Below are 24881 nucleotides of genomic sequence, written 5' to 3'. Positions count from 1 at the left end.
GGTTTTCCCCAACTTGCCCGGTCGCTTATGAGCCGGCGTCTCGTCGGGAGCTTGCCGCGCGCCTCTGCGCGACGTTTTCGTTGACTTCATGGCCGAAAAACACGATAAGCCGCAAAGGCCGCCGCTTTGGCGGCTTTTTTGATTTTTCCGGTACCGGAGACGCATATAATGAGCGGTTCGGCGCTTTACGAGACCTTTGCCCGCGCCCCTTTGGCCTTCGACCATGGCGAAGGCACCTGGCTGGTTACCGACAAGGGCGAGCGATATCTCGATTTCGCTGGCGGCATCGCGGTCAATTCGTTGGGCCACAGCCATCCGCATCTGGTCTCGGCGCTGACCGAACAGGCGGCCAAGCTCTGGCACGTCTCCAATCTCTACGAGATCCCGGGGCAGGCCCGGCTCGGCGAGCGGCTGGCTGACGCCACCTTCGCCGACAAGGTGTTCTTCACCAATTCCGGCGCCGAGGCGCTCGAATGCGCGATCAAGACGGCGCGGCGCTACCAGTTCGTCAAGGGCCATCCCGAGCGCTTCCGGGTCATTACCTTCGAAGGCGCCTTCCACGGCCGCACGCTGGCGACCATCGCCGCCGGCGGCCAGTACAAATATCTCGAAGGCTTCGGCCCCAAGGTCGAAGGCTTCGACCAGGTCGGCTTCGACGACATCGACGCCGCCGAGAAGGCGATCACACCAGAGACCGCCGCGATCCTGATCGAACCGGTACAGGGCGAGGGCGGCATCCGCCCGGTGCCGACGCAATCCTTGAAGCGGCTGCGGCAGCTCTGCGACCAGCATGGCCTGCTGCTGATCTTCGATGAGGTCCAGTGCGGTATCGGTCGCACCGGAAAGCTGTTCGCGCATGAATGGACCGGCGTGACGCCCGACATCATGGCGATTGCCAAGGGCATTGGCGGCGGCTTCCCGATGGGCGCGTGCCTCGCCACCGACGACGCTGTCGTCGGCATGACGGCAGGCGTGCATGGCACCACTTTCGGCGGCAATCCGCTGGCCATGGCGGTCGGCAACGCTGTGCTCGACGTCGTGCTGGAAGACGGCTTCCTCGAAGACGTCCAGCGCAAGGCATTGCTGATGAAGCAGGGCCTGGCGGCGGTCGCCGACGAATTTCCTGATGTCATCGAAGGCATCAGGGGCAGCGGCCTGATGCTTGGTCTGAAATGCGCCATGCCCAACACCAAGGTCAACATGGCGCTGCGCGACCAGCATCTGCTGGCGGTGCCGGCCGGCGACAACGTCATTCGTCTGCTGCCGCCGCTGACCGTCACCGACGCCGAGATCGGCGAAGCGCTCGATCGCATCCGCGCCGGCGCCAAGGGCCTGACCGACGCCATCGCCGCGGCCGCCGCGAAGTAATCCCGAGAACCATTCCCGATGAGCCTTCGCCATTTCACCGATCTTTCCGCCGTTTCCGAAGGCGATTTGCGCCTGATGCTGGACGATGCGGTGGTGCGCAAGGCGCGCCTCAAGGCCGGCGAACGGACCAAACCGCTCGAAGGCAAGGTGCTGGCCATGATCTTCGACAAGCCGTCGACGCGCACGCGCGTGTCCTTCGACGTCGGCATGCGACAGCTCGGCGGCGAGACCATCATGCTGACCGGCACCGAAATGCAGCTCGGCCGCTCCGAGACCATTGCCGACACCGCCAAGGTGCTGTCGCGCTATGTGGACGCCATCATGATCCGCACCACGTCGCATGAGCGGTTGCTCGAGCTGACCGAGAATGCCACGATTCCGGTCATCAACGGGCTGACCGACGACACCCATCCCTGTCAGCTGATGGCCGACATCATGACCTTCGAGGAGCATCGCGGTCCGGTTGCCGGCAAGACCATCGCCTGGACCGGCGACGGCAACAACGTGCTGCATTCGCTGCTCGAAGCTTCGGCGCGGTTCCGCTTCAACCTGAACGTCGCAGTGCCGGAAGGCAGCGAGCCGGCGCAAAAGCATATCGACTGGTCGAAGAGCAATGGCGGCAAGCTGCACTTCACCCGCTCGCCCGAGGAAGCCGTCGACCAAGCCGACTGCATCGTCACCGACTGCTGGGTGTCGATGGGCCAGGAACACCGCGCCCGCGGCCACAATGTCTTCTCGCCCTATCAGGTCAATGCGGCGCTGATGGCGAGGGCCAAGCCCGACGCCCTGTTCATGCACTGCCTGCCGGCGCATCGCGGCGAGGAAGTCACCGACGAGGTCATCGACGGTCCGCATTCGGTGGTCTTCGACGAAGCCGAGAACCGGCTCCACGCCCAGAAGGCGGTTTTGGCCTGGTGTCTGGGCGCTTGATCTCCAAGCGCTTGATCCGGGGCGGCGCGATGCCTATTTGCGTCCCATCACGCAAATCAAGCGCGTTTGGACGCATGCACCCCTCCGGGCCGCATGGCCGCGCCCTGGAGCTTTGTCATGTTGGAAACGCATCAAGTGACTGAACATCACCCCAAACTCGGCGAGTTCGGCTATGCCGGCGACGATCATGTCGTGCCCTTCGAGGTAGGCCCGCTCGACGTGCGCGGCCGCACCGTGCAGCTCGGGCCGATGCTCGACGCCATCCTCAACCGTCATGACTATCCCGAGCCGGTCGCCCGCCTGCTGGCGGAAGCCTGTGTGCTGACGGTGCTGCTCGGCACCTCGCTCAAATTCGAGGGCAAGTTCATCCTGCAGACCCGCACCGACGGGCCTGTCGACATGCTGGTCGCGGATTTCTCCACGCCCTCGGCATTGCGCGCCTATGCGCGCTTCGATGCCGACCGGCTGGAGGCCCTGGTGGCCGCAGGCCAGACCTCGCAGCAGACGCTGCTGGGCAGCGGCGTTTTGGCGCTGACCATCGACCAGGGGGCGCACACGCAGCGCTATCAGGGCATCGTCCAGCTCGACGGCGAGACGCTGGAAGACGCCGCGCGCACCTATTTCCGCCAGTCGGAGCAGATCCCGACCGACCTCAGGCTGTCGGTGGCCAAGCTGCTGACGCCAGGTCCCGGCGGCGCTCGTGAGCAGTGGCGCGCCGGCGGCATCCTGGCGCAGTTCCTGCCGCAGTCGCCCGAGCGCATGCGCGTGCCCGACATTTCGGGGGGCGACGGCGATCCGCGCGACGTGATGAACGAGCCGGCCGACAATTCTTGGCGCGAGCTGGTGGCGCTGCTCGGCACCATCGAGCCGACCGAGCTGATCGACCCGACCATCGGCGCCGAGCGGCTGCTCTACAGGCTGTTCCACGAACATGGCGTGCGCGTCTTCGGCGGCGTGCCGGTTGCCGACCAATGTTCCTGCTCAAGGGACAAGATACGCGGCATCCTCGAGGGGTTTTCCGCGCAGGAAATCAAGGACAGCACCGAAGATGGCGGCATCCACGTCGCCTGCGAGTTCTGCTCGAAGCAGTACGACTTCGACCCGGCGGAGTTTGCAACTCAGTAGCATCTCTTCCTTCTCCCCGTATAGTGACGGGGAGAAAACCCCTAATTCACCGTCCGTCGGGTCCCCGGCAGATCCAGCGAAAACGCGGGAATAGCGACGTCGAACGTCTCGCCCTTTTTGTTGCGCATGGTGTAGTGGCCGACCATGAAACCGGAGGGCGTCGAGAGCGGGCAGCCTGACGTGTATTGATAGCTGTCGCCGGGATTGAGCTCAGGCTGGTCGCCGACCACGCCGGCGCCGCGCACTTCCTCGACCCGGCCGCTGCCGTCGGTGATGTGCCAGTAACGCGCCATAAGCTGCACGAAATCGTCCGACTGGTTGTCGATCGTCACCTGGTAGCCCCAGACATAACGGTTCTCCGCCGGATCCGAGCGGTCCTCCAGGTAGAACGGTCTGACCTGCACTTCGATGTTGCGCGTGACGGCGCGGTACATGGGCTGCTCCGGTTGCGCAGCAGGGAACATTTGTCGCGCCATGCGGTTTGATACGCGCAGAGCGGCATGTCCTGCCAGCCTCAAAGCGCAGTGCCGACAAACAATGTCATTTAAGTGACACATGACAATGTTGGTGTGCGCAAACCTTGCCGGCGACTCAAGGCCCATCTGTCGACTGACAAAGCAGCCGCGAGCGGCTTTTCCGGAGTGACCAGATCTCGATGGAACCAGCTCTCACAGCCGCCTTCGCTTCCTCCGCTTTGCTTCTTTCCAATCTCGCAAGCATCCTGCTTGCTTCGTCGAAACTGCAAGCGCGTCGCCTTATCCCTCCGCCGTCCGGCGAGCAGCCACCGGTCTCGATCGTCGTGCCGTCGCGCGGCGTGGAGCCGTTCACACAAGAGACGCTGCAGCGAGCCTTCTCGCTCGACTGGCCGCGCTACGAACTGATCTTCTGCGTCGCTCACGCCGACGATCCCGTCGTCAAACTGATAAACAGGGCGATCGTCCTGTTTCCCAACGTGCCGGCCCGGCTGCTGATCGGCGACGACCGCGTCAGCAGCAACCCGAAGCTCAACAACTGCGTCAAGGGCTGGGAAGCGGCGCTCTATCATTGGGTTATTCTCGCGGATTCCAACGTGCTGATGCCTAGGGATTACGTCCAGCACATGATGGCGGCTTGGCGGACCAATACCGGGCTTATCTGCTCGACGCCGATCGGCTCTCGGCCGGATGGCTTTTGGGCCGAGGTCGAATGCGCGTTCCTCAACACGCTGCAGGCGCGCTGGCAATATGCCGGCGAGGCGCTCGGTCTCGGCTTTGCCCAAGGCAAGAGCATGCTGTGGAACAAGCCGATGCTCGATACCAGTGGCGGTATCCGCGCGCTGGCCGCCGAGATCGCCGAGGATGCTGCTGCAACCAAGCTGGTCAACGGACTGGGCCTGCGCGTCAATCTCGTTGCCTCGCCTTTCGAGCAACCACTGGGGCAGCGCCGACTTGCCGACATCTGGTCGCGCCAGGCGCGCTGGGCGCGGTTGCGCCGCGTCACTTTCCCGCTGTTTTTCGCACCCGAGATCCTGACCGGCGTCGCCGTGCCGTTGGCGTTGGCGCTGGTGGCGGCCGCAAGTGCCGGCATCAGCCTGCCGGCCACGGTGTTGGCCGTGCTGACGGCGGCCTACATTCCCGAATGCGCGCTGGCCGCGGCCAAGGGCTGGCACCTGTCGCTGCGCATGGTCCCGGCGATGATGGTGCGCGACATGATGCTTCCCGCCATCTGGGCGCGCGGCTGGCTGAGCGGCGCCGTCGACTGGCGCGGCAACATCATGACCATCGGCACCAAGACGGCCGAACTGGAAGAGGTTTCGTCGGGAGCGTGACGCCTCGCGGCCTATCCGGCTGCCTTCAGCGCCTGCGCAACGTCCTCCAGCAGATCGTCCGTATCCTCAAGACCGACCGACAGCCTGAGCGTTCCCGGCCCGATGCCAAGCTCGGCGCGAGCTTCGTCGCTGAGGTTCTTGTGCGTGGTGGTCGCCGGATGGGTGATCAGGCTCTTGGCGTCGCCGAGATTGTTGGAGATCAGCACGATGTCGAGCGCGTTCTGCAAGGCGAAGGCCGCCTGCTTGCCGCCCTTGACGTCGAGGCAGATCAGCGTCGATCCGCCTGTCATCTGCTTCTTGACGATGTCGGCCTGCGGGTGGTCGGCGCGGCCGGGATAGATGACGCGGGCGATTTCCGGCCGTCCTGCCAGGAAATCCGCGATCTTGGCCGCGCTTTCAGTCTGCTGGCGCACCCGAACCGGCAGCGTCTCCAGGCCCTTGAGCAGCGTCCAGGCGTTGAACGGCGACAGGCTCGGGCCGGTGTGGCGGAAATAGTCGTGCAAATTCTCGTCGATCCATTTCTTGTCCGACAGGATGATGCCGCCGAGACAGCGTCCCTGGCCGTCAATGTGCTTGGTCGCGGAGTAGACGACAATATGGGCGCCGAGCTGCAAGGGCTTCTGCTGCAAGGGCGTGGCGAAGACATTGTCGACGATCAGCCTGGCGCCGATCGAGGTGGCGAGCGCCGCCACCGCTGCGATGTCGACCACTTCCAGCGTCGGATTGGTCGGGCTTTCCAAGAAGAACAGTTTCGTGTTCGGCCGCACCGCCTTTTCCCAGTTGGCGATGTCGGTGCCGTCGACCAGCGTTGCCTCGATGCCGTATTTCGGCGCCAGCGTCTCCACCACCCAGCGGCAGGAGCCGAACAGCGCGCGCGCCGCAACGATATGGTCGCCGGCCTTGGCGCTGCACAGGAGCGCTGCCGTCACCGCCGCCATGCCGGACGCCGTGGCGCGCGCATCTTCGGCACCCTCCAGCGCGCACATGCGCTTTTCGAACATGTCGACGGTAGGGTTGGCATAGCGCGAATAGATGAAACCCGGCTCCTCGCCCTTGAAACGGGCTTCCGCGGCCTGCGCCGTTTCATAGACATAGCCCTGGGTGAGATACATCGCTTCCGACGTCTCGCCGAACTGGGAACGCAGTGTTCCCCCGTGCACGAGTGCGGTCTGAGGCTTCCAGTTACGCTTCTTGGTGCTCATCGCTTTTGTTCCAGACACAAAAAAACCGGCCGCGAAAGTCGCAACCGGTCCATATGGCCTTGCGGCCCGACGGTCCTTTAGCGACTTGTTTAACGTGGCTGCAAGCCGACCGGCCAAATCACCACGGGATAACGACCCTTTAGACCTCACCTGCGCTTGCGTCAATTGCCGGCTTCATTAAGAGGTTTGTACCAGGCAGGTTCCGCAATAATATCCAGCGGTTTTGCGGCAAGAACCTGCCACAAAGAGACCGACCTTGGAGCGGAGCCAGCCTTTTGCGGCAGACAGGCATTCTTCCCGATCAGGACATTTCCGCGCTGTTTCAGTCCGGCGCGCTGGAGTCGCCGCGCGCGCTCGATGTCGACCAGGTGCAGCCGGCGAGCCTCGATCTGAGGCTCGGCGACAAGGCTTTTCGCGTGCGCGCCTCCTTCCTGCCGGGTCCCGATCATCTGGTGGCCGACAAGCTTCACCGGCTGAAATTGCATGAGTTCAGTCTCGCCGAGGGCGCGGTGCTGGAAACCGGCTGCGTCTACATCGTGCCGCTGCTCGAAAGCCTGGCGCTGCCCGCAAACGTGTCGGCCTCGGCCAACCCGAAGAGCTCGACCGGCCGGCTCGACATCTTCACCCGGGTGATGACCGATCGCGGCCATGAGTTCGACAAGATCGCCCCCGGCTATCACGGGCCGCTTTATCTCGAAGTCAGTCCACGCACCTTCCCGATCGTCGTACGCGCCGGATCGAGGCTGTCGCAGATCCGCTTTCGCACCGGCAACGCGCTGTTGTCGGAGGCAGAACTGAACGAATTGCACCGCGCCGAGATGCTGGTGGCGACCGAGCCGCCCAACATTTCCGGCGGCGGCATTGCGCTGTCGATCGATCTTGACGGCGACCAGAACGGCCTGGTCGGCTATCGCGGCAAGCATCACACCGGCTTGGTCGATGTCGACAAGCGCGCCGCCCAGGATGCCGTCGATTTCTGGGAGCCGCTCTATAAGAGCGGCGCCGGCGAACTGGTGCTCGACCCGGACGAGTTCTACATCCTGGTCAGCCGCGAAGCCGTGCACGTGCCGCCGCTCTACGCCGCCGAGATGACGCCCTTCGATCCGCTGGTTGGCGAATTCCGTGTTCACTATGCCGGCTTCTTCGATCCGGGCTTCGGCCATTCGGCCTCAGGCGGCACCGGCAGCCGGGCGGTGCTCGAAGTGCGCAGCCACGAAGTGCCGTTCATCCTCGACCACGGCCAGATCGTCGGCCGGCTGGTCTACGAACACATGCTGAAGCGGCCGCAGGCGCTTTACGGCACCGATCTCGGCTCGAATTACCAGGCGCAAGGCCTCAAGCTCTCCAAGCATTTCCGCCCCGCCGGCTGAACCTTCGATCACCGTCAGGCAAAATACTTGCCTGCGCTGCCTCACCATGCTTGGCTGCCTTTCGGTGGCCGGCAAGAGAACGGCGCGCAAGGGGAACCAAAATGCAGATTTCAAGATGGATCATATCGGCAGCGGGCGCTGCCATGCTGGTGATATCGGCCGGCTCGCTGGCTGAGGCGCAGGAGAAATTGAAGATCGGCACCGAGGGCGCTTATCCGCCCTTCAACACCATCACCGCGGACGGCAAGATCGAGGGCTTCGACATCGACATTGCCAATGCGCTGTGTGCGCAGATGAAGGTCGAGTGCGAGATCGTCACCCAGGACTGGGACGGCATCATCCCGGCGCTGCAGGCGAAAAAGTTCGACGCCATCATCGCCTCGATGAGCATCACCGAGGAGCGCAAGAAACAGGTCGCCTTCACCAACAAATACTACACGACGCCGCTGGCGCTGGTGGCGCCCAAGGACAGCGACCTCACTTCCACCGAACCGGCAGCCCTTGCCGGCAAGACGGTGGGCGCGCAGGCCTCGACCACCCAGGCCGACTATGCGCAGGACGCCTATGGCAAGGCCGGCGCCGAGGCGAAACTCTACCCCACCCAGGAAGAGGCGATCACCGACCTGCAGAACGGCCGTCTCGACGCCGTCATCTCCGACAAGTTCGTGCTGATGGACTGGCTGAAGAAGGCGAGCGAAGGCTGCTGCAAGCTTGTCGGCGACGTCAAGGGCACCGAGACGCAAGCCGGCATCGCTGTCCGCCTGGAAGACACGGCGCTGCGCGACAAGCTGAATGCGGCGATAGACGCCATCGTCGCCGACGGCACTTACAAGAAGATCCAGGCCAAGTATTTCGACTTCGATATTTATTGACGGTGGGCGCTGCCAATCTCCCCCCTCAAGGGGAGATTACGTCTCAAAGCGCCTTCACCGCCACCTTCACCGGCTGCTCGATCTCCAGCGGGTTGCGCAGCGGCAGGCCGAAATCCCCGGCCTCGATCTCGAACACGTCGCCGGCCTGAGTCTTGATGCCGTCGGCAAAGGACAGCGTCGCCGTGCCGAACATGTGCACATGCACGTCGCCCGGCTGGCGGAAGGCCGAATATTTGAAGTGATGATGTTCGAGATTGGCGATTGTGTGCGACATGTTCGCTTCGCCCGACAGGAACGGCTTTTCCCACAGCAAATTGCTGTCGCGATAGATTCGCGATGAGCCCCTGACGTCGGCCGGCAGGTCGCCGATCAGGATTTCCGGCCCGAACGAGGCGTTGCGCAGTTTGGAATGTGCCAGGAACAGATAGTTCACCCGCTCGGTAACATGATCGGAAAACTCGTTCGACAGCGTGAAGCCGACGCGGAACGGCGCGCCGTCGTCGCCGATGACATAGATGCCGGCGATTTCCGGCTCCTCGCCGGCGTCCTGCGCGAAGGCCGGCGACATCAGTGCGGCGCCCGGCGCCACCGCCATGGTGCCGTTGCCCTTGTAGAACCATTCCGGCTGCACGCCGGTCTGGCCCTTGGCCGGCTTGCCGCCTTCGAGCCCCATGCGGAACATCTTCATGGAATCGGTAAGCTGCTCCTCGCCGCCATCGCTGAGCTTCTTGTGCATGGAATCGCGCGTCGCCGCCGAGCCGAGATGGGTCAGGCCGGTGCCGGTCAGATGCAGATGCGCAGGATCGGGATGGTTGATCGGCGACACCAGCCGGCCCTTCTTGTAGACGGCGTCGAGGTCTATCGCTTCACCGAACCCCTTGCGCTCGATCAGCGCGGCGAGGCCCGTTCCGGTGCGCGCGGCTTCCATGGCCAGCGAATAGACGCTGCGGGCGCCGTTGATGATCCTGGTCTTGCCGCCGCCATTGCGGGCGACGACGCGGATGGTCTCGGCGTCGTCGAGGATCTGGGAGATTAGCATGATGAAATCCTCTCTCATGTGCCTTGGCCGGGTTGCCCCTTGGCAAACCTTGACCTGCGCGGCTCGGACCTCGCCGCGCCACGGGTTGAACTCTTCGTCCGGATTGCGCTCGCGAGCTCCATCCCTCGGGGGACTTCTTATGCCGACAACTTGCCGGCTGCGCCGCGACCGTATGCCTCCTGCTTGCCTCGCTGAAGCTTGTCAGGCCTTGTTCTTGTTGTAGACGTCGAAGATCACGGCGCCGAGCAGCACCAGGCCTTTGACCACCTGCTGCCAGTCGACATTGACGCCCATGATCGACATGCCGTTGTTCATCACGCCCATGATGAAGCCGCCGACGACCGCCCCGATAACCTGGCCGACGCCGCCCATCGCCGAGGCGCCGCCGATGAACACGGCGGCGATGACGTCGAGCTCCGAGCCGAGACCCGCCGCCGGCACCGCCTGGCCGAGACGAGCCGCGATGATCAGGCCGCCAAGCGCCGACAGCACGCCCATATTGATGAACACCATCAGCGTCAGCCGCTCGGTGTTGATGCCCGACAGCTGCGCCGCCTTGGGATTGCCGCCCATGGCGTAGATGCGCCTCCCGATGGTCATGCGCTTGGTGACGAAGACGAACAGCGTGATCAGCACGCCCATGACCAGCAGCACCACGGGCAGGCCGCGGTAGCTGGCAAACTCATAGACCAGGAACAGCGCCAGCGCGCTGGCGACCAGCGTCTTGACGACGAACAGGGTGAAGGGCTCGGCCTCATAACCATGGCGTTCTCGTTTGCGCCGGGTGCGGACCCCGAAATAGGCATAGGCGAGCACGGCGATCAGCCCCAGCACGACCGTCGTCATGTGCAGGGTCACGCCGCTGCCCATGATGGTCTTGCCGGCTGCGTTCACGACCGGCGGGACGAGCGTCAGTGGGCCGATCACATCCGGGATGAAGCCGGAGCTGAGCATCTTGAAGTCGTCGGGAAGCGGACCCACCGACGAGCCGCCGCCAAGCAACGCCTGGCAAATGCCGCGGAAGATCAGCATGCCGGCCAGCGTGACAATGAAGCTCGGTATCCGGTGATAGGCGATCCAATACCCTTGCGCGGCGCCGATCAGGCCACCCGCGACCAGGCAGACGATCGAAACCACCAGGGGATTGCTCAGCGGTCCGAGTTGCCAGATGACCATCATGTTTGCCGCCAGCGCGCCAATGAAACCGGCGACCGATCCGACGCTGAGGTCGATATAGCCCGATACGATCACCAGCAGCATGCCCAGCGCCATCACGATGATGAAGGAGTTCTGCTGCACCAGATTGCTGAGGTTGACCGGCTTGAACAACGTCCCCGACGTGGTGAACTGGAAGAACAGCATGATGACGATCAGGGCTATGATCAGTCCGTATTCGCGTAAATTCGTCGCCAGCGCCGAGACGGCGATGCGCGGGCGCTGTTCGTCGGCGACGTTGCCCTGCGGGGCGGGGGCGCTTTCGGTGCTCATGCTGCTTTTCCTTCTCCCCGGACGATGGCGCGCATTATCTTTTCCTGGCTTGCTTCCGCCGCCGGCATTTCGCCCACCATGCGCCCTTCGTTCATGACGTAGATGCGGTCGGTAATCCCCAGCAATTCCGGCATTTCCGACGAGATGACCACGATCGCCTTACCCTCCGAGGCAAGGCGCGCGATGATCGTGTAGATTTCATATTTGGCGCCGACATCGATGCCGCGTGTCGGCTCGTCGAGGATCAGCACGTCAGGGTCGGCAAACAACCATTTCGACAGCACCACCTTCTGCTGGTTGCCGCCGGAAAGATTGCCGGTCATCTGATAGACGCTTGACGCACGGATATTGGTCTTCTTGCGATAGTCGTTGGCGACCGCAAGCTCGCGCATGTCGTCGATCACGCTGTGGCGCGACACGCCGTCGAGATTGGCCAGCGTAATGTTATGCTTGATATGGTCGATAAGGTTGAGGCCGTAGGTTTTGCGGTCCTCGGTGACATAGGCGATGCCGTGTTGGACCGCCTTGCTTACCGAGGAGACATCGACCGGCTTGCCCTTGAGCAGCACTTCGCCGGTGATGCGGCGGCCATAGGAGCGGCCGAACAGGCTCATGGCGAATTCGGTGCGGCCGGCGCCCATCAGCCCGGCGATGCCGACCACCTCGCCCTTGCGCACATTGATGTCGATGCCCTTGATCACCTGTCGCTCGGCATGGAGCGGGTGATAGACCGACCAGTTCTTCACCTCGAACACGACTTCGCCGATCTTGGGCTCGCGCGGCGGATAGCGGTCGTCTAGCGAACGGCCGACCATCGAGGTGATGATGCGGTCTTCGGAGATATCCTTCTTGGCCAGCGTCTCGATGGTGCGCCCGTCACGGATGACGGTTACCTTGTCGGCGACCCGGTTGATCTCGTTGAGCTTGTGCGAGATCAGGATCGAGGTCATGCCTTGGCGCTTGAATTCGAGCAGAAGATCGAGCAGCGCCTGGCTGTCTTTCTCGCTGAGCGACGCGGTCGGCTCGTCGAGGATCAAAAGCTTGACGTCCTTGCTCAGCGCCTTGGCGATCTCGACCAGCTGCTGCTTGCCGACGCCGATATTGGTGATCAGTGTCTTGGGGTCCTCCTTGAGGCCCACCTTCTTCAACAGGGCAGCGGTGCGCGCCTCGTTGGCATCCCAGTCGATGACGCCGTATCGGGCGTTTTCGTTGCCGAGGAAGATATTTTCGGTGATCGACAGCATCGGCACCAGCGCTAGCTCCTGGTGGATGATGACGATGCCCTTGTGTTCGCTGTCATGGATACCTTTGAACTGGCATTCCTGACCCTGAAAAATGATCTGGCCGTCATAGGTGCCGGCGGGATAGACGCCCGACAGGACCTTCATCAGCGTCGACTTGCCGGCGCCGTTCTCGCCAACCACGGCGTGGATCTCGCCTTCTTCGACGCTGAGGTTGACGTTCGACAGCGCCTTCACGCCGGGGAACGTCTTGGTGATGTCGCGCATCTCCAAAATCGTCGTCATCAGGGCAAGCTCCTCCTGTTGCATGTCGCTCCAAAGTGCTTGCGGTTTGAGACAACGACATGCACGCAAACTAAGTCCGGTAGAAACAATACCGGGGTCGCTTGTGAACGGACAGGGGTCCTGCGTCGCGCAGGACCCCTGTCTTTATAAACGGATTACTTCAGTTCGTCGGCCTTGATGTAGCCGGAGTCGACGACCAGTGCCTGGTAGTTCGACTTGTCGACCTCATGCGGCGTCAAAAGGATCGAGGGGACGACCTTGACGTCGTTATTGTAGGTCTTTTCGTCGAGGCCGTCCGGCTTGCCGCCCGAGAGCACCTTGTCGACGAGCTCGACGGTGGCCTTGGCCAGTTCGCGGGTGTCCTTGAACACGGTCGAGTATTGCTCGCCCGTGATGATCAGCTTGACCGAAGCAGTCTCGGCGTCCTGGCCGGTCACGATCGGCCACGGCTGGGCGTCGGTGCCGTAACCCACGGCGCGCAGCGAAGCGGTGATGCCGCGCGACAGGCCGTCATAGGGCGAAAGAACGCCATCGACGCGGCTGCCGTCCGAGTAGTTGGCCGACAGCAGGTTGTCCATGCGCGCCTGGGCGGTGGCGGCGAGCCAGCGCAGCGTGCCGACCTTGTCCATGCCGGTCTGGCCGGACTTGATCTTGATCGAGCCGTCATCGATCAGCGGCTGCAGCACCGAGATTGCGCCGTTGTAGAAGAAGAATGCGTTGTTGTCGTCCGGCGAGCCGCCGAACAGTTCGACGTTCCACGGCTTGGTGTTCGGGAAGCGCTCCTTGAGACCCTTGACCAGCGAGTTCGCCTGGATCACGCCGACGCCGAAATTGTCGAAGGTGGTGTAGTAATCGACATTGGCGGTCTTCTTGATCAGGCGGTCATAGGCGACGACGACGACGCCGGCGTCAGCGGCCTTCTGCAGCGCGTCCGACAGGGTCGTGCCGTCGATCGAAGCGATGATCAGCGCCTTCGGGCCCTTGGTGATTTCGTTTTCCAGCTGGCTGAGCTGGTTGGGGATGTCGTCCTGAGCGTACTGCAGGTCGACCGTGTAGCCGAGAGCTTCGAGCTGGGACTTGACGGCATCGCCGTCATTGATCCAGCGCTGCGAGGTCTTGGTCGGCATCAGCACGCCGACAAGACCCTTGTCGGCTGCATGCGCCGAGTAGGTCATGGCAGCGATGCCAAGGGCCGCGACGGCGGCCAGTGTCTTGATGATTTTCACGTAAAACTCTCCCTGGTTGATGGACGCGACACCTCGGGGCTTCGCGGGCCGCGCAGTCGGGCGGATGCGCCAAAGCGCCGCCGCCGTCATAATCGATCTCCGGTATCCTCCCAATCGGCCCTCAGATTTAAATCGATACGATTTTGCTCGTCATCGACCGTCAAGTCTTGAGGACGCGCGAAAGTGTGACCCTTTGCCATAACTGTCAAATGCGATCTTCGGTGGTTGCTATACCAAAACCGGTATATGACTAAACCGGGCTGGAACAGTGGCGGAAGCGGGAAAAGGCATGGCGGCTTTACGAGGTCCTCAGGGAATTTCAAGCGGTTACGATGAATTGCCGGGCGATGGCGAGACACTTCTGCGTAGCGGCTTGAGCCTGCGTCACATGCGCATGATCGCAGCACTCGACGATCACGGTCGGGTGAGTGCTGCCGCCCAGGTGATGAACATCTCGCAGCCGGCGGCCTCGCGCATGATTTCCGAGATGGAAGCGGTGCTCGAGGTGAAGCTCTGCGAAAGGCTGCCGCGCGGCATCACGCTCACCCCTTACGGCAAGGCGCTGGCCCGGCGCGCGCGCTCGATCCTGCTCGAAATGCGCGAGGCCGACCGCGAAATATCGGAGCTCAAGGCCGGCAAGGGCGGCTCGGTGTTCCTTGGCGCGGTGACGGCGCCGGCGATCGAACTGGCGGTCCCGGCGATCCGCGAGATACGCCGCCTCTATCCGCGCATCGAGATTACCATGCAGGTCGAGACGTCGAATGTGCTGGCGCGCGAACTGATCGCCACGCGCCATGATTTCATCATCGCCCGTGTCCCCGAAGACCTCAATCCGCGCCTGTTCGAATCGCGCGTCATCGGCGTCGAGAAGGCCTGCCTGATCGTGCGCCGAGGCCACCCGCTGAGCAACGGCCATCCTCTAAACAATGGGAAGGCGGTGAGGCTGGAGGACACCGCCGCCTTCGACTGGGTGTTCCAGTCGGGCGGGTCGCCGCTGCGCCAGGCGATGGAGAGCAATTTCCTGAACCGCAACATCGCCCTGCCGGACCGCATCCTCAACACCTCGTCGCTGCTGCTCACACTGGTCATGGTGGCGCAGTCCGACGCCATCGCCCCGGTGTCGATCCAGGTGGCAAAATTCATCCAGAACCCCGACGGTCTCGCCGGCGCCATCGATGTCGTCCAGACCGAGTTCGACATCGAGGTCCGCCCCTACAGCCTGATCACGGTGAAGAACCGCGTGCTGTCGCCGGCAGCCAAGATGCTGCACGATTTTATCTTGCGGGAAGTGGGATAGGAACTGGAGCGGGTAGAGGGAATCGAACCCTCGCGTTCAGCTTGGGAAGCTGACAAGCTACCATTACATCATACCCGCGTCGGCCTCTCGATATCATGATGGGCGTGCTTCGGGCAATCGCCCTTGGACAGCTGTTCGGAAACGGCTGTTGGAAACCCGACCGATTGCGCCGTCCGCCCGCCTTGATGCGGGCGCAGCAAGTGCGTATTCGTGGGTTTGTACCCCGAATCCGGGCAAACCAATCTGGAGGCAGGCCCCTTGTCCACAGTGACGCGCTTTCTCGGTGACTCGCCCGTCAGGGTGATCGTCAAGCTGCTGGTCGTGTCGTTCCTGGTCGGCCTGGTCATGAATGCGTTCGGCTGGACGCCGATGGACGTCTTCTACCGCATCCAGGGTTTCTTCATCGATCTTTGGAACCTCGGCTTCAACGCGGTCTATCGCTTCTTGGGCTATATCCTGCTCGGCGCCGCGATCGTCGTGCCGGTGTTCATCCTGCTCAGGCTCGCGAACTACCGGAAGTGAAGCGGACCACGATCCCGAAAAGTGGAAACCGGTTTTCGGAAAAGATTGTGCTCAAACCAAAGGCCACTCAGGCAAAGTCCGACGCCACCTCGAACAGGATGGCGTGGCGCGCCGCGAGCGCTGCGACATCGGTCGAATAGCCGCCGCCGATGACACCGCAGACCGGGATGCCCAGCGCGCGGAAATGACCGATCACCATGGCGTCGCGGGCACGCACGCCGTCATCGCTGAGCGATAGCCGGCCGAGCCGGTCCTCGGCATGCACGTCGACACCGGCATTGTAGAAGACGATGTCCCAGTGCGCCTTGGCCGAGAGCTCCGGCAGGAGGACACCCAGCCGTTCGAGATAGGCGCCATCGCCGGTGCCGTCCGGCAGGGCAACGTCGAGATCGGAGGCAATCTTGCGCACCGGATAATTGCGTCCGCCATGCATGGAGAAGGTGAAGGCGCGTGGTTCGTCTCTCAGTATATCCGCCGTGCCGTCGCCCTGATGCACATCGAGATCGACGATCAGGATGTTTTTCACCGCGTCTTCGGCTAGCAGCACCAGCGAAGCGACGGCAACATCGTTGAAGGTGCAGAAGCCCGCGCCTTGCGCGCGCCGCGCATGGTGGCTGCCGCCGGCGCTGTTGCAGGCAATGCCATTGATAAGCGCCAGTCGCGCCGCCAGCACCGTGCCGCCGGCGGCGAGTTGCGCCCTGAGCGAAACGCGCAGTCCCACGGGAAAGCCGATCTCGCGCTCGATCTTTTCAGGCACTGAACACGTGATGACCTGGTCGACATAATCAGCCGCATGGGCGAGCTTCAGCCAGGAGGCCGGCGCCGGCTCGGGCATCCACAGCGCCCCGGCATGGATCAGGCCCCTGATATGCAAGGCCTGCATCAGCAGCGGATATTTGCTCATCGGAAAGCGATGATTGACGGCGAAGCCGGCATCGTAGTCGGGATGATGGACGATCTGCAGGGGCATGGCTAAAGCAATTCCAGGAAAAGTGTGCAGCGGTTTTCCCGGGAGAAGCGCGTAGCGCTTCCCTTTGGGAATTGCTTAAAACCAGTACTGGGATCCGGCGGGCTCGCGCCAGAAGAACATTTCGGTTGGCCGTCACGGCAAGAGTGATTGCGCGGTGGCGGGAAAATGGGGCACATCGGCTGTTCGATCAAGCCGCAACCAGCAAGGCAGCAATCCCCTGGACACGGGTGCAACCCCAGCCGACGCGAGACCCTTCGCCGTCACCAACCGTTCGGTGCTCGCCATCGCCGTGCCGATGACGCTCGCCTATCTGACGACGCCGCTGCTCGGCATCGTCGACACGGCGGTGGTCGGGCAGTTCGGCGATGCCGCCCTGCTCGGCGGCCTGGCGGCCGGGGCCCTGGTCTTCGACGTCGTCTTCAGCACCTTCAATTTCCTGCGCTCCGGCACCACCGGCCTCGTCGCCCAGGCGTTTGGGCGCGGCGACGAAACCGAGGAGCAGGCGGTGTTCTGGCGCGCCGTGCTGATCGCGGTCGCCGCCGGCATCGTGCTTGTCGTCCTTGCGCCGCTGATTGCCATCGCCGGCCAGAAATTCATCGGCGGCGAAGCGCGCGTCGGCGAGGCGATGGGCGTCTATATCCACATCAGAATGCTCGCCGCCCCCTTCACGCTGATCAACTACGCCATCCTCGGCTATGTCCTTGGACGCGGCGAGGGCGGGCTTGGGCTGATGCTGCAGGCGGTGCTCAACGGCATCAACATCGTGCTTTGCATCCTGCTCGGCCTGAAGCTTGGCTGGGGCGTCGCCGGCGTGGCCTGGGCGACCGTCACCGGCGAATGTCTGGCCATGCTGCTGGGTCTCGCCATCGTTGTCTGGCGCTTCCGGGCCGCACCCCGCCTGCCGCGGCATCGCCTGCTCGACATGCCCGCTTTCCTGCGCATGCTGTCGCTCAACCGCGATATCATGATCCGCTCGTTCTCGCTGCTCGCCGCTTTCGCGCTGTTCACCCGCCAGGGCGCGCAGTTCGGCACGCTGACGCTGGCCGCCAATGCCGTGCTGATGAACTTCTTCCTCGTCGCCGGCTATTTTCTCGACGGTTTCGCCACCGCGGCCGAACAGTTGGCGGGACGCGCGATCGGCGCACGTGCCGAGACGGCGTTCCGCCGGGCGGTACGTCTGACCTTATTCTGGGGGTTCGGCCTCGCCGGAACCGCCACGCTGATCTTCTGGCTCGGCGGCGCCGGCCTGATTTCGTTGATCACCACGTCGCCGGATGTTCGTGCTGTTGCCGACATCTATCTGCCGTGGGCGGCACTGACACCGCTGAGCGGCGTGCTGGCCTTCCAGATGGACGGCGTCTTCATCGGCGCTACCTGGTCGCGCGAGATGCGCAACATGATGCTGGTGTCGTTCCTGGCCTTCAGCGCCGCATTGTTCAGCTTGGCGCCGTCTCTCGGCAATCACGGCCTGTGGGCGGCGCTGCACGTCTTCCTGCTGGTGCGCGGCTTCAGCCTGCTGGCCATCCTGCGGCTCCGGTTGCGCACGGCGTTTTAGAGCGGCCTGGCAGCCCACTGATCGAGCCGGCTGTCGCGCAGTTCGCGCAATGATTTCAGCCGCTCCTTGTCGGCAAATCGCACCATCCCGGCAAGGATGCGCCCCGGCAGCGCCGGCCCGGCATAGACCATGCCGGTATAGAGCTGCACGAGGTCGGCGCCGGCGCGGATTTTCTCCAGCGCGGCATCAGTGGAATCGACGCCGCCGACGCCGATGACGGCGCGCTCCGGCCCGAGCAGCCGACGCATCTTGGCCAGCACGATGGTCGAACGCTCGAACAGCGGTTTTCCCGAGAGACCGCCGGTCTCGCCGCTTGTGCTACGCAATCCGGTTCGCGCCAGCGTCGTGTTGGAGACGATGACGCCGTCAATCTGCTTCTCGCTGACTTCGGCGGCGATGTCTTCAAGCTCGGCCTCGACCAGATCGGGCGCGATCTTGAGGAAGAGGGGCGGCTGCGCCGAAGCTGCTGCACGCACCGACATGACCCGAGACAACAGTTCGCCGAGCTGTTCGCGCGCCTGCATGGTGCGCAGGCCGGGCGTGTTGGGCGACGAGATGTTGACGGTGAGATAGCTGGCGTATTTCGCAAAACGGGAAACGCCCAACTCATAGTCACGGACACGATCGGCGCTGTCCTTGTTGGCGCCGATGTTGACGCCGACAATGCCGCCGCGTCCCTGGCGCGCGGCAAGGCGTTTTTCCGCCGCCTCGTGGCCCTCATTGTTGAAGCCCAGGCGGTTGATCACCGCATCATCCTCCGTCAGCCGGAAAATGCGCGGCTTCGGATTGCCGGCCTGCGGCAGCGGCGTCACGGTGCCGACTTCGGCAAAGCCGAAGCCGAGGCCAAGCAGCGCGTCGGGCACCTCGGCGTTCTTGTCGTAGCCTGCGGCCATGCCGAGCGGATTGGGGAAGGCGATGCCACAGAGGCTGAGCTTCAACCTGTCGTCGCGCACCGTCCGCGCGCCGACCGGCAGACCGCATCGCAGCGCCGCGATCGACATGCCATGCGCCGTTTCCGGATCGAAGGTGAACAGCAGTTTCTGGCCGATGCGATCGAACACGATCATTCGGCCTCCAGCGCCGGGAATTGATGGGCGCCGTCGGCCCCGAGCGGCAGTGGCCGCACCCACAGCACGGCGCTCATATCGAGCACGCCATAGAGATGCGGGAACAGCGCGCCGCCCCGCGAGACCTCGTATTTCAGCGCGTCACCGAGCAGCGCCCCGTCGATGGCGATCAGCAGCAAATCCATCTGGCCGGCGAAATGCTTCGCCGCCGTCTCCCTGACCTGATCAGCGGTGGAGAAATGGATGAAGCCGTCGGCGATATCGATCGGAGCGCCGGTGAAACGGCCGTTTTTCTCGGCCTCGCGCCAAAGCGCTTCGGGCGCGATCTTGTAGATAATCTGAGACATGGTTGCGCTATAATCCGAACCGATCATGCGGGGAAGGGCAACTCGTCCGCATTTACGGCGCAAAGCTGTGATAGGTTGCGCATACTGGCTCGTGGAGGATGGAACATGCGTCTGCAGCACATACTGATCCCCGCCGCACTGGTCTCGCTGGTCGCGGCGTCGGCCTGGTCCGAAGAGACCGACCGCTACCGGCTGGAGAAAACGGCCAACGGCTATGTCCGCATGGATACCCGGACCGGCGCCATGTCGATCTGCGAGGAGCGCTCCGGCCAGCTCGTCTGCAAGATGGCCGCCGACGAACGCGCCGCCTTCCAGGACGAAGTCGACCGTTTGCAGGCCTCGATGAAGGCAATGGACGAACGCGTCGCCAGGTTGGAGAATTCGCTGTCGGCCCGTCTCGAGTCGAAATTGCCGAGCGAAGAGGATTTCGACAAGACCATGAGCTATATGGAGCGCATGCTGCGTGGCTTCATGGGCATCGTCAAGGAGATGGACAAGGACAATGGCGACGGCGCCAAGCTCAACTCGCAAAAGACCTGAGCTGCCCGGCGCAAAGTGCCGTCCGGCCATTGCCGCTTGAAAACAAAGCGCTTCGCCGCATAATCGTCCGATCCCGTAAAAGCCGTCAATCGATAACGAAGTTTGGGCAACAACGGGATTTGGGGAGGAACATTTGCCGTCGGGCTACACCTTCGTCATTGCCGACGACCATCCGCTGTTCCGCGGCGCCTTGAAAGAGGCGCTTGCCGGCGTCGGCGATGTCGCCGCCATTCACGAGGCCGGCGATTTCGAAAGCGCCAAGGCCCTGGTCGTGGCCAATGAGGATGTCGACCTGGTGCTGCTCGACCTGTCGATGCCGGGCGCCAGCGGCCTGTCCGGTCTGATCGCGTTGCGCGGCATCCACCCGGCGGTGCCGCTGGTGGTGGTGTCGGCGCACGACGACCCGGTGACCATCCGGCGCGCGCTCGATCTCGGCGCGTCCGGTTTCATCTCCAAATCGGCCAGCATGGAGGAAATCCGCAGCGCCGTGCAGACGGTGCTGGCCGGCGACATCGCAGCACCCGTCGGCATCGACCTCGGCGTCGAGCGCGACCCCGAAATATCCGACCTGATCAAGCGGCTGCAGGCGCTGACGCCGCAGCAGACGCGTGTCCTCGGCATGCTGGCCGAAGGCCTGCTCAACAAGCAGATCGCGTACGAACTCAGCGTCTCCGAAGCGACGGTCAAGGCGCATGTCTCGGCCATCCTGCAAAAGCTCGGCGTCGACAGCCGCACCCAGGCGGTGATCCAGCTGTCCAAGATCGGCAGCGATCCGTTGCAGCCAGCAGGCTAAAGCGCATCGCGCTGAACGGATTCATGCGACCCGCTTTAGCTCTTGTTCGATGCATGTCGTGGTCCCAGAACCGGGGCACACTTCTGGGCGACATGCATTGAACCCTACTCGGCCGCCGATGCCAGCGGCCTGACCCTTGCCATCATGGAACGCAGCACGGCCGGCTTCAGCGGCTTGTTGATCACCGGCACGTCCAGGGCGGCGGCAGCGGCACGGACCTCGGTGGAGCGGTCGGCGGTGACCAGCACGGCCGGCAGGTCCGAACCATGGATGTCACGCAGGCGGGCGATGATGTCGAGGCCGCTTCTGCCATCGAGATGATAGTCGGCAAGCACGATGTCGGGACGATCGGCCCCGCCAAAATCCTCCGAACCCGAAAACGTGCCGATGCTGCAGCCCCAGCCCTCGAGCAGAAGCCGCATGCCGTCGAGGATGCGGGCGTCGTTGTCGATGCACATGACGCGCAGGCCGGCCAGCGAATTCGCGGTGCGGGCAGGCGCCTTCGGCTCGACCTCGCGCCGCGGCGCCTCAACCGCCGCAACCGGCAGGATAACGGAAAAGCGCGTACCCTTGCCCGGGTTGGAAAAGATCTGGATCTCGAGCCGCAGCACCCGCGCGATGCGGTCGACGATGGACAGGCCAAGGCCGAGACCTTCGGCCTCGCGCGCGCCTTCGTCCAGCCGGGTGAACTCGTTGAAGACCGTGTTCAGCTTGTCGCCGGCAATGCCGATGCCAGTGTCGATCACCTGGATTTCGGCGAGTTCGCCGCGCCGTCGCACGCCGACCAGGATGCGGCCATGGGGGGTGTATTTGATGGCGTTGGAGACCAGGTTCTGGATCAGCCGGCGCAGCAGGTTGCGGTCCGTCAACACGCTGAGCGACGAGGCTATGATCGTCAGATCGAGTTTCTTTTCGGCGGCGAGCGGCTGAAAATCATTGCCGATCTGGCGCAGCAGCCCGTCCAGGCGGAAGGCGCTGTCATCGGGTTTCATCGCGCCGGCGTCGAGGCGGGAAATGTCGAGCACGGCGCCCAGGATCGTTTCGACCGATTCCAGCGAGGATTCGATGTTGATAGCAGCCTTCCCGGCCGGGCCCTTGCCGGCCTTTTCGATCAGCGACGAGCAGTAGAGACGGGCGGCGTTCAGCGGCTGCAGGATGTCGTGGCCGGCGGCGGCGAGGAAGCGCGTCTTGCCCAGATTGGCCTCCTCGGCCAGCATCTGCGCCTGCGCCAGCTCCTCATTGACCCGGGTCAACTCCTCGTTAACCCTAGTCAGTTCGATGGTCCGCGTCTTGACCCGCTGCTCCAGCGATTCATTGGCCCGCTTCAGCGCCAAATCCTGTTCGACGCGTCCTGATATGTCGGCATAGGTGGCGACGATTCCGCCGTCCGGCATCGGGTTGGAGCGCAGTTCGAGGATACGGCCACTGGTCTTCAACTCCATCTGCCATGGGCTGACGAAGCTGGTCAGCCGGTTGAGCATCGCCACGCGCTGGTCGGCCGGAATATCGCCGCGCTCGGCGAGGTGGCGCAGGATGCGGTCGAGCGACACGCCGACCTGGCCCATCTCGTCGGGCAGGTCGAACAGCGCGCGATATTGTCTGTTCCAGCAGATCAGACGAAAATCGCGGTCGAATACGGTGATGCCCTGCTCCATCTGGTCGAGCGCGATCTGCAGCAGGTCGCGATTGTGCTGCAGCGCTTCGGTGGCGTCGTCGAGCAGGCGAAAGGCGTCCTTGGACTCGCGGTCGTTGCGGCGAAACAGCAGCGACAGGATCAGCCGCGCCGAAGACGAGCCGACCGCGCTCGCCAGCAGCTGCTCGGAAAAGCGGATGACATCCATGCTGGCCTGCTCATTGCCGTGCAGCGAGACGCCATTGCTTTTCTCGAAGGATTGGAAGGAGCGCTCGGTGCGCTCGACGCCGAGGTAGCGCGAGATGGTGTCCTTCAGCACGTTGACGGTGATGGCGGTGCGGAAGCGGCGCAGGCTGGGCATCGGGCCGGATTCGCGCGGCACGAAGATCGACGCCTGGATCCGCTCCAGCGGCACTGACGCGCGCGACAGCGAGCCGAGCACGAAGAACAGCGTGTTGACCGACAGGCTCCAGAGCACGCCGTGGTTCAACGGTTCGGCGACGGTGCCGAACAGAGCCTGCGGCCGCAGCGCCTCGAAACCGAACAACCCCTGCACGACGATGTCCGCGTCGGCTGCCGAGAGCGACGGCAAAAGCAGCGTATAGCCCCAGACGAGGATGCCGGCGACCATGCCAAGGGCCGCGCCGCGGCCATTGGCGCCGCGCCAGATCAGCCCGCCGATCAGCGCCGGCGCGAATTGGGCGATTGCCGCGAACGACATCAGGCCGATCGACGACAGCCGCGCCGAGTTGGTGCTTTCGCGGTAGTAGAGGAAGGCGATGAACAACAGGATGAAGATGGCGCCGCGCCGCACGTTGAGGATCAGCGTCGACCAATCCTCATTCTCAGAGGTCGTGGTCTTGAGCAGGCGGCGCACGAACAGCGGGATGACGAGGTCGTTGGAGATCATGATCGACAGCGCCACGCTTTCGACGATCACCATGGCGGTCGCCGCCGACAGCCCACCGATGAAGGCGGCCATGGCGAGGAAGTCATGGCCGCCGAACAAGGGCAGCGCCAGCACATAGAGGTCACTGGTGGTTTTGGCGCCGACCAGCGCCAGGCCGGCGAAGGCGATCGGCAGCACGAACAGGTTTATCGCCACGAGATAGAGCGGAAACACCCAGGTCGCGGTGCGCAGTTCGGCCTCGCCGCGGTTCTCGACGATGGTGACGTAGAACTGGCGCGGCAGCATGATAATGGCAAAGCCGCTCAGGCAAGTCAGCACCAGCCAGGTGGCGAGCGAGGTGTTGTAGCCCATGGCTTGCCGCACCTGGCTGTTTTCGGCCAGCTTGTCGATCATGTCGCCCGGGCCACCGAAGATCAGGAAGGTGACCATCAGGCCGATCGCCAGGAAGGCGGCGAGCTTGACCACGGTTTCGACCGCCACCGCCAGCACCAGCCCGTCCTGGTGCTCGGTGGCGTCGGCATGGCGGGTGCCGAACAGCACCGCAAACAGCGCCAAGAGCATGGCCACCACCAGCGAGATGTCGCTGACGAAGGGATCGAAGGAGGGCGGCGATCCCGTATAATGCTCGACCATCAGGCCGACCGAACCGGAGATCGCCTTCAATTGCAGTGCGATATAGGGCACCGCGCCGATGGTGGCGATCAGCGTGGCGATCGCCGAGACGGCAAAGCTCTTGCCATAGCGGGCGCCCAGGAAGTCGGCGATCGAGGTGATCTTCTCGCTCTTGGCCAGCCGCACGATGCGATTGAGCAGCGGAAAGCCGAACACGAACACCAGCACCGGGCCGGTATAGATGCCGAGAAATTCGAGGCCGCGCTCGGAGGACAGGCCGACCGAGCCGAAAAAGGTCCAGGAGGTGCAGTAGATGGCGAGGCTGAGTGCATAGATGAAGGGCCGGGCGTGGCCGGGTCCCGACGCCGTCGACCGCCGGTCGCCAAGGCTAGCGATGGCGAACAGCAGCGTCACATAGGCGACGGCAATGATGACGATGAACCAGCCCTGCACGGCCCGAAAATCCTCCTCGGCCAGCTTTCACCCCGGCCTGCCCAGAGGCAATCACAGCTCTAAGGTCAAGTCCATCGCGGCTTTCGGCGCATGGTCGCGACGCTGCCCTGTCGAACCGTGAACCAAGGTAAGGAGAAAGCGGTGTTTTCCAACTTTTGCTTCTGTTGCAACCGCAGGTTTTTGTTATGGTGCGCACGGGCCGACGCCGGAGGGACGGCGGCAGCGCGGT

21 protein-coding genes, 1 tRNA gene and 1 riboswitch are annotated in these 24881 nt (G+C 63.5%); of the genes, 11 read left to right on the top strand and 11 right to left on the bottom strand.

Annotated elements, in window-relative coordinates:
• The first annotated feature begins 168 nt into the window (after positions 1 to 168).
• The 3 genes from NKJ58_RS16885 (at position 169) to NKJ58_RS16875 (ending at position 3423) form a co-directional block, all read left to right on the top strand.
• Positions 169 to 1368: an aspartate aminotransferase family protein gene (locus tag NKJ58_RS16885; protein ID WP_023681950.1), complete on the top strand. Its 1200-nt coding sequence runs from the start codon at positions 169 to 171 to the stop codon at positions 1366 to 1368.
• 18 nt (positions 1369 to 1386) lie between these two features.
• A complete protein-coding gene (gene argF, locus NKJ58_RS16880; RefSeq protein ID WP_023669629.1) occupies positions 1387 to 2298 on the top strand; it encodes an ornithine carbamoyltransferase in 912 nt (303 codons plus the stop codon).
• A 93-nt stretch (positions 2299 to 2391) separates the two neighbouring features.
• Complete coding sequence (locus NKJ58_RS16875; protein ID WP_031198187.1) at positions 2392 to 3423, top strand: Hsp33 family molecular chaperone; 1032 nt, start codon at positions 2392 to 2394, stop codon at positions 3421 to 3423.
• 41 nt (positions 3424 to 3464) lie between these two features.
• Here NKJ58_RS16875 and apaG read toward each other — a convergent pair whose 3' ends face one another.
• Positions 3465 to 3857, bottom strand: coding sequence for a Co2+/Mg2+ efflux facilitator ApaG/CorD (gene apaG, locus NKJ58_RS16870; protein WP_023669631.1), 393 nt, complete (start codon positions 3855 to 3857; stop codon positions 3465 to 3467).
• Between the two features lie 221 nt (positions 3858 to 4078).
• On the opposite strand from apaG, the gene NKJ58_RS16865 reads away from it, so the two are divergent.
• Complete coding sequence (locus tag NKJ58_RS16865) at positions 4079 to 5230, top strand: ceramide glucosyltransferase (protein WP_023715336.1); 1152 nt, start codon at positions 4079 to 4081, stop codon at positions 5228 to 5230.
• Positions 5231 to 5241: 11 nt separating this feature from the next.
• Here the strand turns inward: NKJ58_RS16865 and NKJ58_RS16860 are convergent, their stop codons facing one another.
• Positions 5242 to 6432: an O-succinylhomoserine sulfhydrylase gene (locus NKJ58_RS16860; protein ID WP_023669633.1), complete on the bottom strand. Its 1191-nt coding sequence runs from the start codon at positions 6430 to 6432 to the stop codon at positions 5242 to 5244.
• 57 nt (positions 6433 to 6489) lie between these two features.
• Positions 6490 to 6567: riboswitch (SAM riboswitch) on the bottom strand.
• 140 nt (positions 6568 to 6707) lie between these two features.
• On the opposite strand from NKJ58_RS16860, the gene NKJ58_RS16855 reads away from it, so the two are divergent.
• Together NKJ58_RS16855 and NKJ58_RS16850 are read left to right on the top strand one after the other, a co-directional pair.
• A complete protein-coding gene (locus NKJ58_RS16855) occupies positions 6708 to 7802 on the top strand; it encodes a 2'-deoxycytidine 5'-triphosphate deaminase (protein ID WP_352853495.1) in 1095 nt (364 codons plus the stop codon).
• Positions 7803 to 7903: 101 nt separating this feature from the next.
• Positions 7904 to 8674 (top strand): ABC transporter substrate-binding protein, encoded by a 771-nt coding sequence (locus NKJ58_RS16850; protein WP_023669635.1) that lies wholly within the window; start codon positions 7904 to 7906, stop codon positions 8672 to 8674.
• A gap of 43 nt (positions 8675 to 8717) precedes the next feature.
• Here NKJ58_RS16850 and araD1 read toward each other — a convergent pair whose 3' ends face one another.
• From araD1 to chvE, 4 genes are all read right to left on the bottom strand, one after another.
• Complete coding sequence (gene araD1, locus NKJ58_RS16845; protein ID WP_023669636.1) at positions 8718 to 9713, bottom strand: AraD1 family protein; 996 nt, start codon at positions 9711 to 9713, stop codon at positions 8718 to 8720.
• 201 nt (positions 9714 to 9914) lie between these two features.
• On the bottom strand, positions 9915 to 11201 hold the full coding sequence (mmsB, locus tag NKJ58_RS16840; protein WP_023669637.1) for a multiple monosaccharide ABC transporter permease: 1287 nt from the start codon (positions 11199 to 11201) through the stop codon (positions 9915 to 9917).
• Positions 11198 to 12730, bottom strand: coding sequence for a multiple monosaccharide ABC transporter ATP-binding protein (gene mmsA, locus NKJ58_RS16835; RefSeq protein WP_027049369.1), 1533 nt, complete (start codon positions 12728 to 12730; stop codon positions 11198 to 11200). The genes mmsB and mmsA overlap by 4 nt, the downstream gene beginning before the upstream one ends.
• A 152-nt stretch (positions 12731 to 12882) precedes the next feature.
• The gene (chvE, locus tag NKJ58_RS16830) at positions 12883 to 13953 is read right to left on the bottom strand and encodes a multiple monosaccharide ABC transporter substrate-binding protein (RefSeq protein WP_023681943.1); all 1071 of its coding nucleotides are present in this window, start codon (positions 13951 to 13953) and stop codon (positions 12883 to 12885) included.
• A 289-nt stretch (positions 13954 to 14242) separates the two neighbouring features.
• On the opposite strand from chvE, the gene NKJ58_RS16825 reads away from it, so the two are divergent.
• Positions 14243 to 15250 carry a LysR family transcriptional regulator gene (locus NKJ58_RS16825; RefSeq protein ID WP_023681942.1) on the top strand — a complete coding sequence of 336 codons (1008 nt, stop codon included), beginning with the start codon at positions 14243 to 14245 and terminating at the stop codon, positions 15248 to 15250.
• Positions 15251 to 15254: 4 nt separating this feature from the next.
• Here NKJ58_RS16825 and NKJ58_RS16820 read toward each other — a convergent pair.
• A tRNA-Gly gene (locus NKJ58_RS16820) sits at positions 15255 to 15328 on the bottom strand.
• A gap of 180 nt (positions 15329 to 15508) precedes the next feature.
• Here NKJ58_RS16820 and NKJ58_RS16815 point away from each other — a divergent pair.
• Positions 15509 to 15772, top strand: coding sequence for a DUF6460 domain-containing protein (locus NKJ58_RS16815; protein ID WP_023696688.1), 264 nt, complete (start codon positions 15509 to 15511; stop codon positions 15770 to 15772).
• Between the two features lie 67 nt (positions 15773 to 15839).
• On the opposite strand, the gene NKJ58_RS16810 is transcribed toward NKJ58_RS16815, so the two are convergent.
• On the bottom strand, positions 15840 to 16742 hold the full coding sequence (locus NKJ58_RS16810) for a histone deacetylase family protein (protein WP_023816194.1): 903 nt from the start codon (positions 16740 to 16742) through the stop codon (positions 15840 to 15842).
• A gap of 217 nt (positions 16743 to 16959) precedes the next feature.
• On the opposite strand from NKJ58_RS16810, the gene NKJ58_RS16805 reads away from it, so the two are divergent.
• Complete coding sequence (locus NKJ58_RS16805) at positions 16960 to 18297, top strand: MATE family efflux transporter (RefSeq protein ID WP_023746699.1); 1338 nt, start codon at positions 16960 to 16962, stop codon at positions 18295 to 18297.
• On the opposite strand, the gene NKJ58_RS16800 is transcribed toward NKJ58_RS16805, so the two are convergent.
• On the bottom strand, positions 18294 to 19364 hold the full coding sequence (locus NKJ58_RS16800) for a quinone-dependent dihydroorotate dehydrogenase (RefSeq protein ID WP_023740731.1): 1071 nt from the start codon (positions 19362 to 19364) through the stop codon (positions 18294 to 18296). The two genes, NKJ58_RS16805 and NKJ58_RS16800, sit on opposite strands and share 4 nt — an antisense overlap.
• Positions 19361 to 19711 (bottom strand): DUF952 domain-containing protein, encoded by a 351-nt coding sequence (locus tag NKJ58_RS16795; protein ID WP_023669645.1) that lies wholly within the window; start codon positions 19709 to 19711, stop codon positions 19361 to 19363. Before NKJ58_RS16795 ends, NKJ58_RS16800 begins: the two co-directional genes overlap by 4 nt.
• A gap of 105 nt (positions 19712 to 19816) precedes the next feature.
• On the opposite strand from NKJ58_RS16795, the gene NKJ58_RS16790 reads away from it, so the two are divergent.
• Positions 19817 to 20251 (top strand): hypothetical protein, encoded by a 435-nt coding sequence (locus NKJ58_RS16790; protein WP_023816195.1) that lies wholly within the window; start codon positions 19817 to 19819, stop codon positions 20249 to 20251.
• Between the two features lie 133 nt (positions 20252 to 20384).
• On the top strand, positions 20385 to 21044 hold the full coding sequence (locus tag NKJ58_RS16785) for a response regulator transcription factor (RefSeq protein WP_023806886.1): 660 nt from the start codon (positions 20385 to 20387) through the stop codon (positions 21042 to 21044).
• 104 nt (positions 21045 to 21148) lie between these two features.
• On the opposite strand, the gene NKJ58_RS16780 is transcribed toward NKJ58_RS16785, so the two are convergent.
• Positions 21149 to 24652 carry a PAS domain-containing hybrid sensor histidine kinase/response regulator gene (locus NKJ58_RS16780; protein ID WP_352518518.1) on the bottom strand — a complete coding sequence of 1168 codons (3504 nt, stop codon included), beginning with the start codon at positions 24650 to 24652 and terminating at the stop codon, positions 21149 to 21151.
• Positions 24653 to 24881: the final 229 nt, after the last annotated feature.

This window comes from Mesorhizobium sp. M0139 (assembly GCF_040322455.1).
Taxonomy (GTDB): domain Bacteria; phylum Pseudomonadota; class Alphaproteobacteria; order Rhizobiales; family Rhizobiaceae; genus Mesorhizobium.
This window is presented reverse-complemented; position numbering and strand designations above follow the sequence as displayed.

Bases quoted from the DNA above. Each gene is read 5' to 3' on its own strand.
- NKJ58_RS16885 (WP_023681950.1), top strand. From the start codon at position 169: ATGAGCGGTTCGGCGCTTTACGAGACCTTTGCCCGCGCCCCTTTGGCC.
- argF (WP_023669629.1), top strand. From the start codon at position 1,387: ATGAGCCTTCGCCATTTCACCGATCTTTCCGCCGTTTCCGAAGGCGAT.
- NKJ58_RS16875 (WP_031198187.1), top strand. From the start codon at position 2,392: ATGGCCGCGCCCTGGAGCTTTGTCATGTTGGAAACGCATCAAGTGACT.
- apaG (WP_023669631.1), bottom strand. From the start codon at position 3,857: ATGTACCGCGCCGTCACGCGCAACATCGAAGTGCAGGTCAGACCGTTC.
- NKJ58_RS16865 (WP_023715336.1), top strand. From the start codon at position 4,079: ATGGAACCAGCTCTCACAGCCGCCTTCGCTTCCTCCGCTTTGCTTCTT.
- NKJ58_RS16860 (WP_023669633.1), bottom strand. From the start codon at position 6,432: ATGAGCACCAAGAAGCGTAACTGGAAGCCTCAGACCGCACTCGTGCAC.
- NKJ58_RS16850 (WP_023669635.1), top strand. From the start codon at position 7,904: ATGCAGATTTCAAGATGGATCATATCGGCAGCGGGCGCTGCCATGCTG.
- araD1 (WP_023669636.1), bottom strand. From the start codon at position 9,713: ATGCTAATCTCCCAGATCCTCGACGACGCCGAGACCATCCGCGTCGTC.
- mmsB (WP_023669637.1), bottom strand. From the start codon at position 11,201: ATGAGCACCGAAAGCGCCCCCGCCCCGCAGGGCAACGTCGCCGACGAA.
- NKJ58_RS16825 (WP_023681942.1), top strand. From the start codon at position 14,243: ATGGCGGCTTTACGAGGTCCTCAGGGAATTTCAAGCGGTTACGATGAA.
- NKJ58_RS16810 (WP_023816194.1), bottom strand. From the start codon at position 16,742: ATGCCCCTGCAGATCGTCCATCATCCCGACTACGATGCCGGCTTCGCC.
- NKJ58_RS16800 (WP_023740731.1), bottom strand. From the start codon at position 19,364: ATGATCGTGTTCGATCGCATCGGCCAGAAACTGCTGTTCACCTTCGAT.
- NKJ58_RS16795 (WP_023669645.1), bottom strand. From the start codon at position 19,711: ATGTCTCAGATTATCTACAAGATCGCGCCCGAAGCGCTTTGGCGCGAG.
- NKJ58_RS16790 (WP_023816195.1), top strand. From the start codon at position 19,817: ATGCGTCTGCAGCACATACTGATCCCCGCCGCACTGGTCTCGCTGGTC.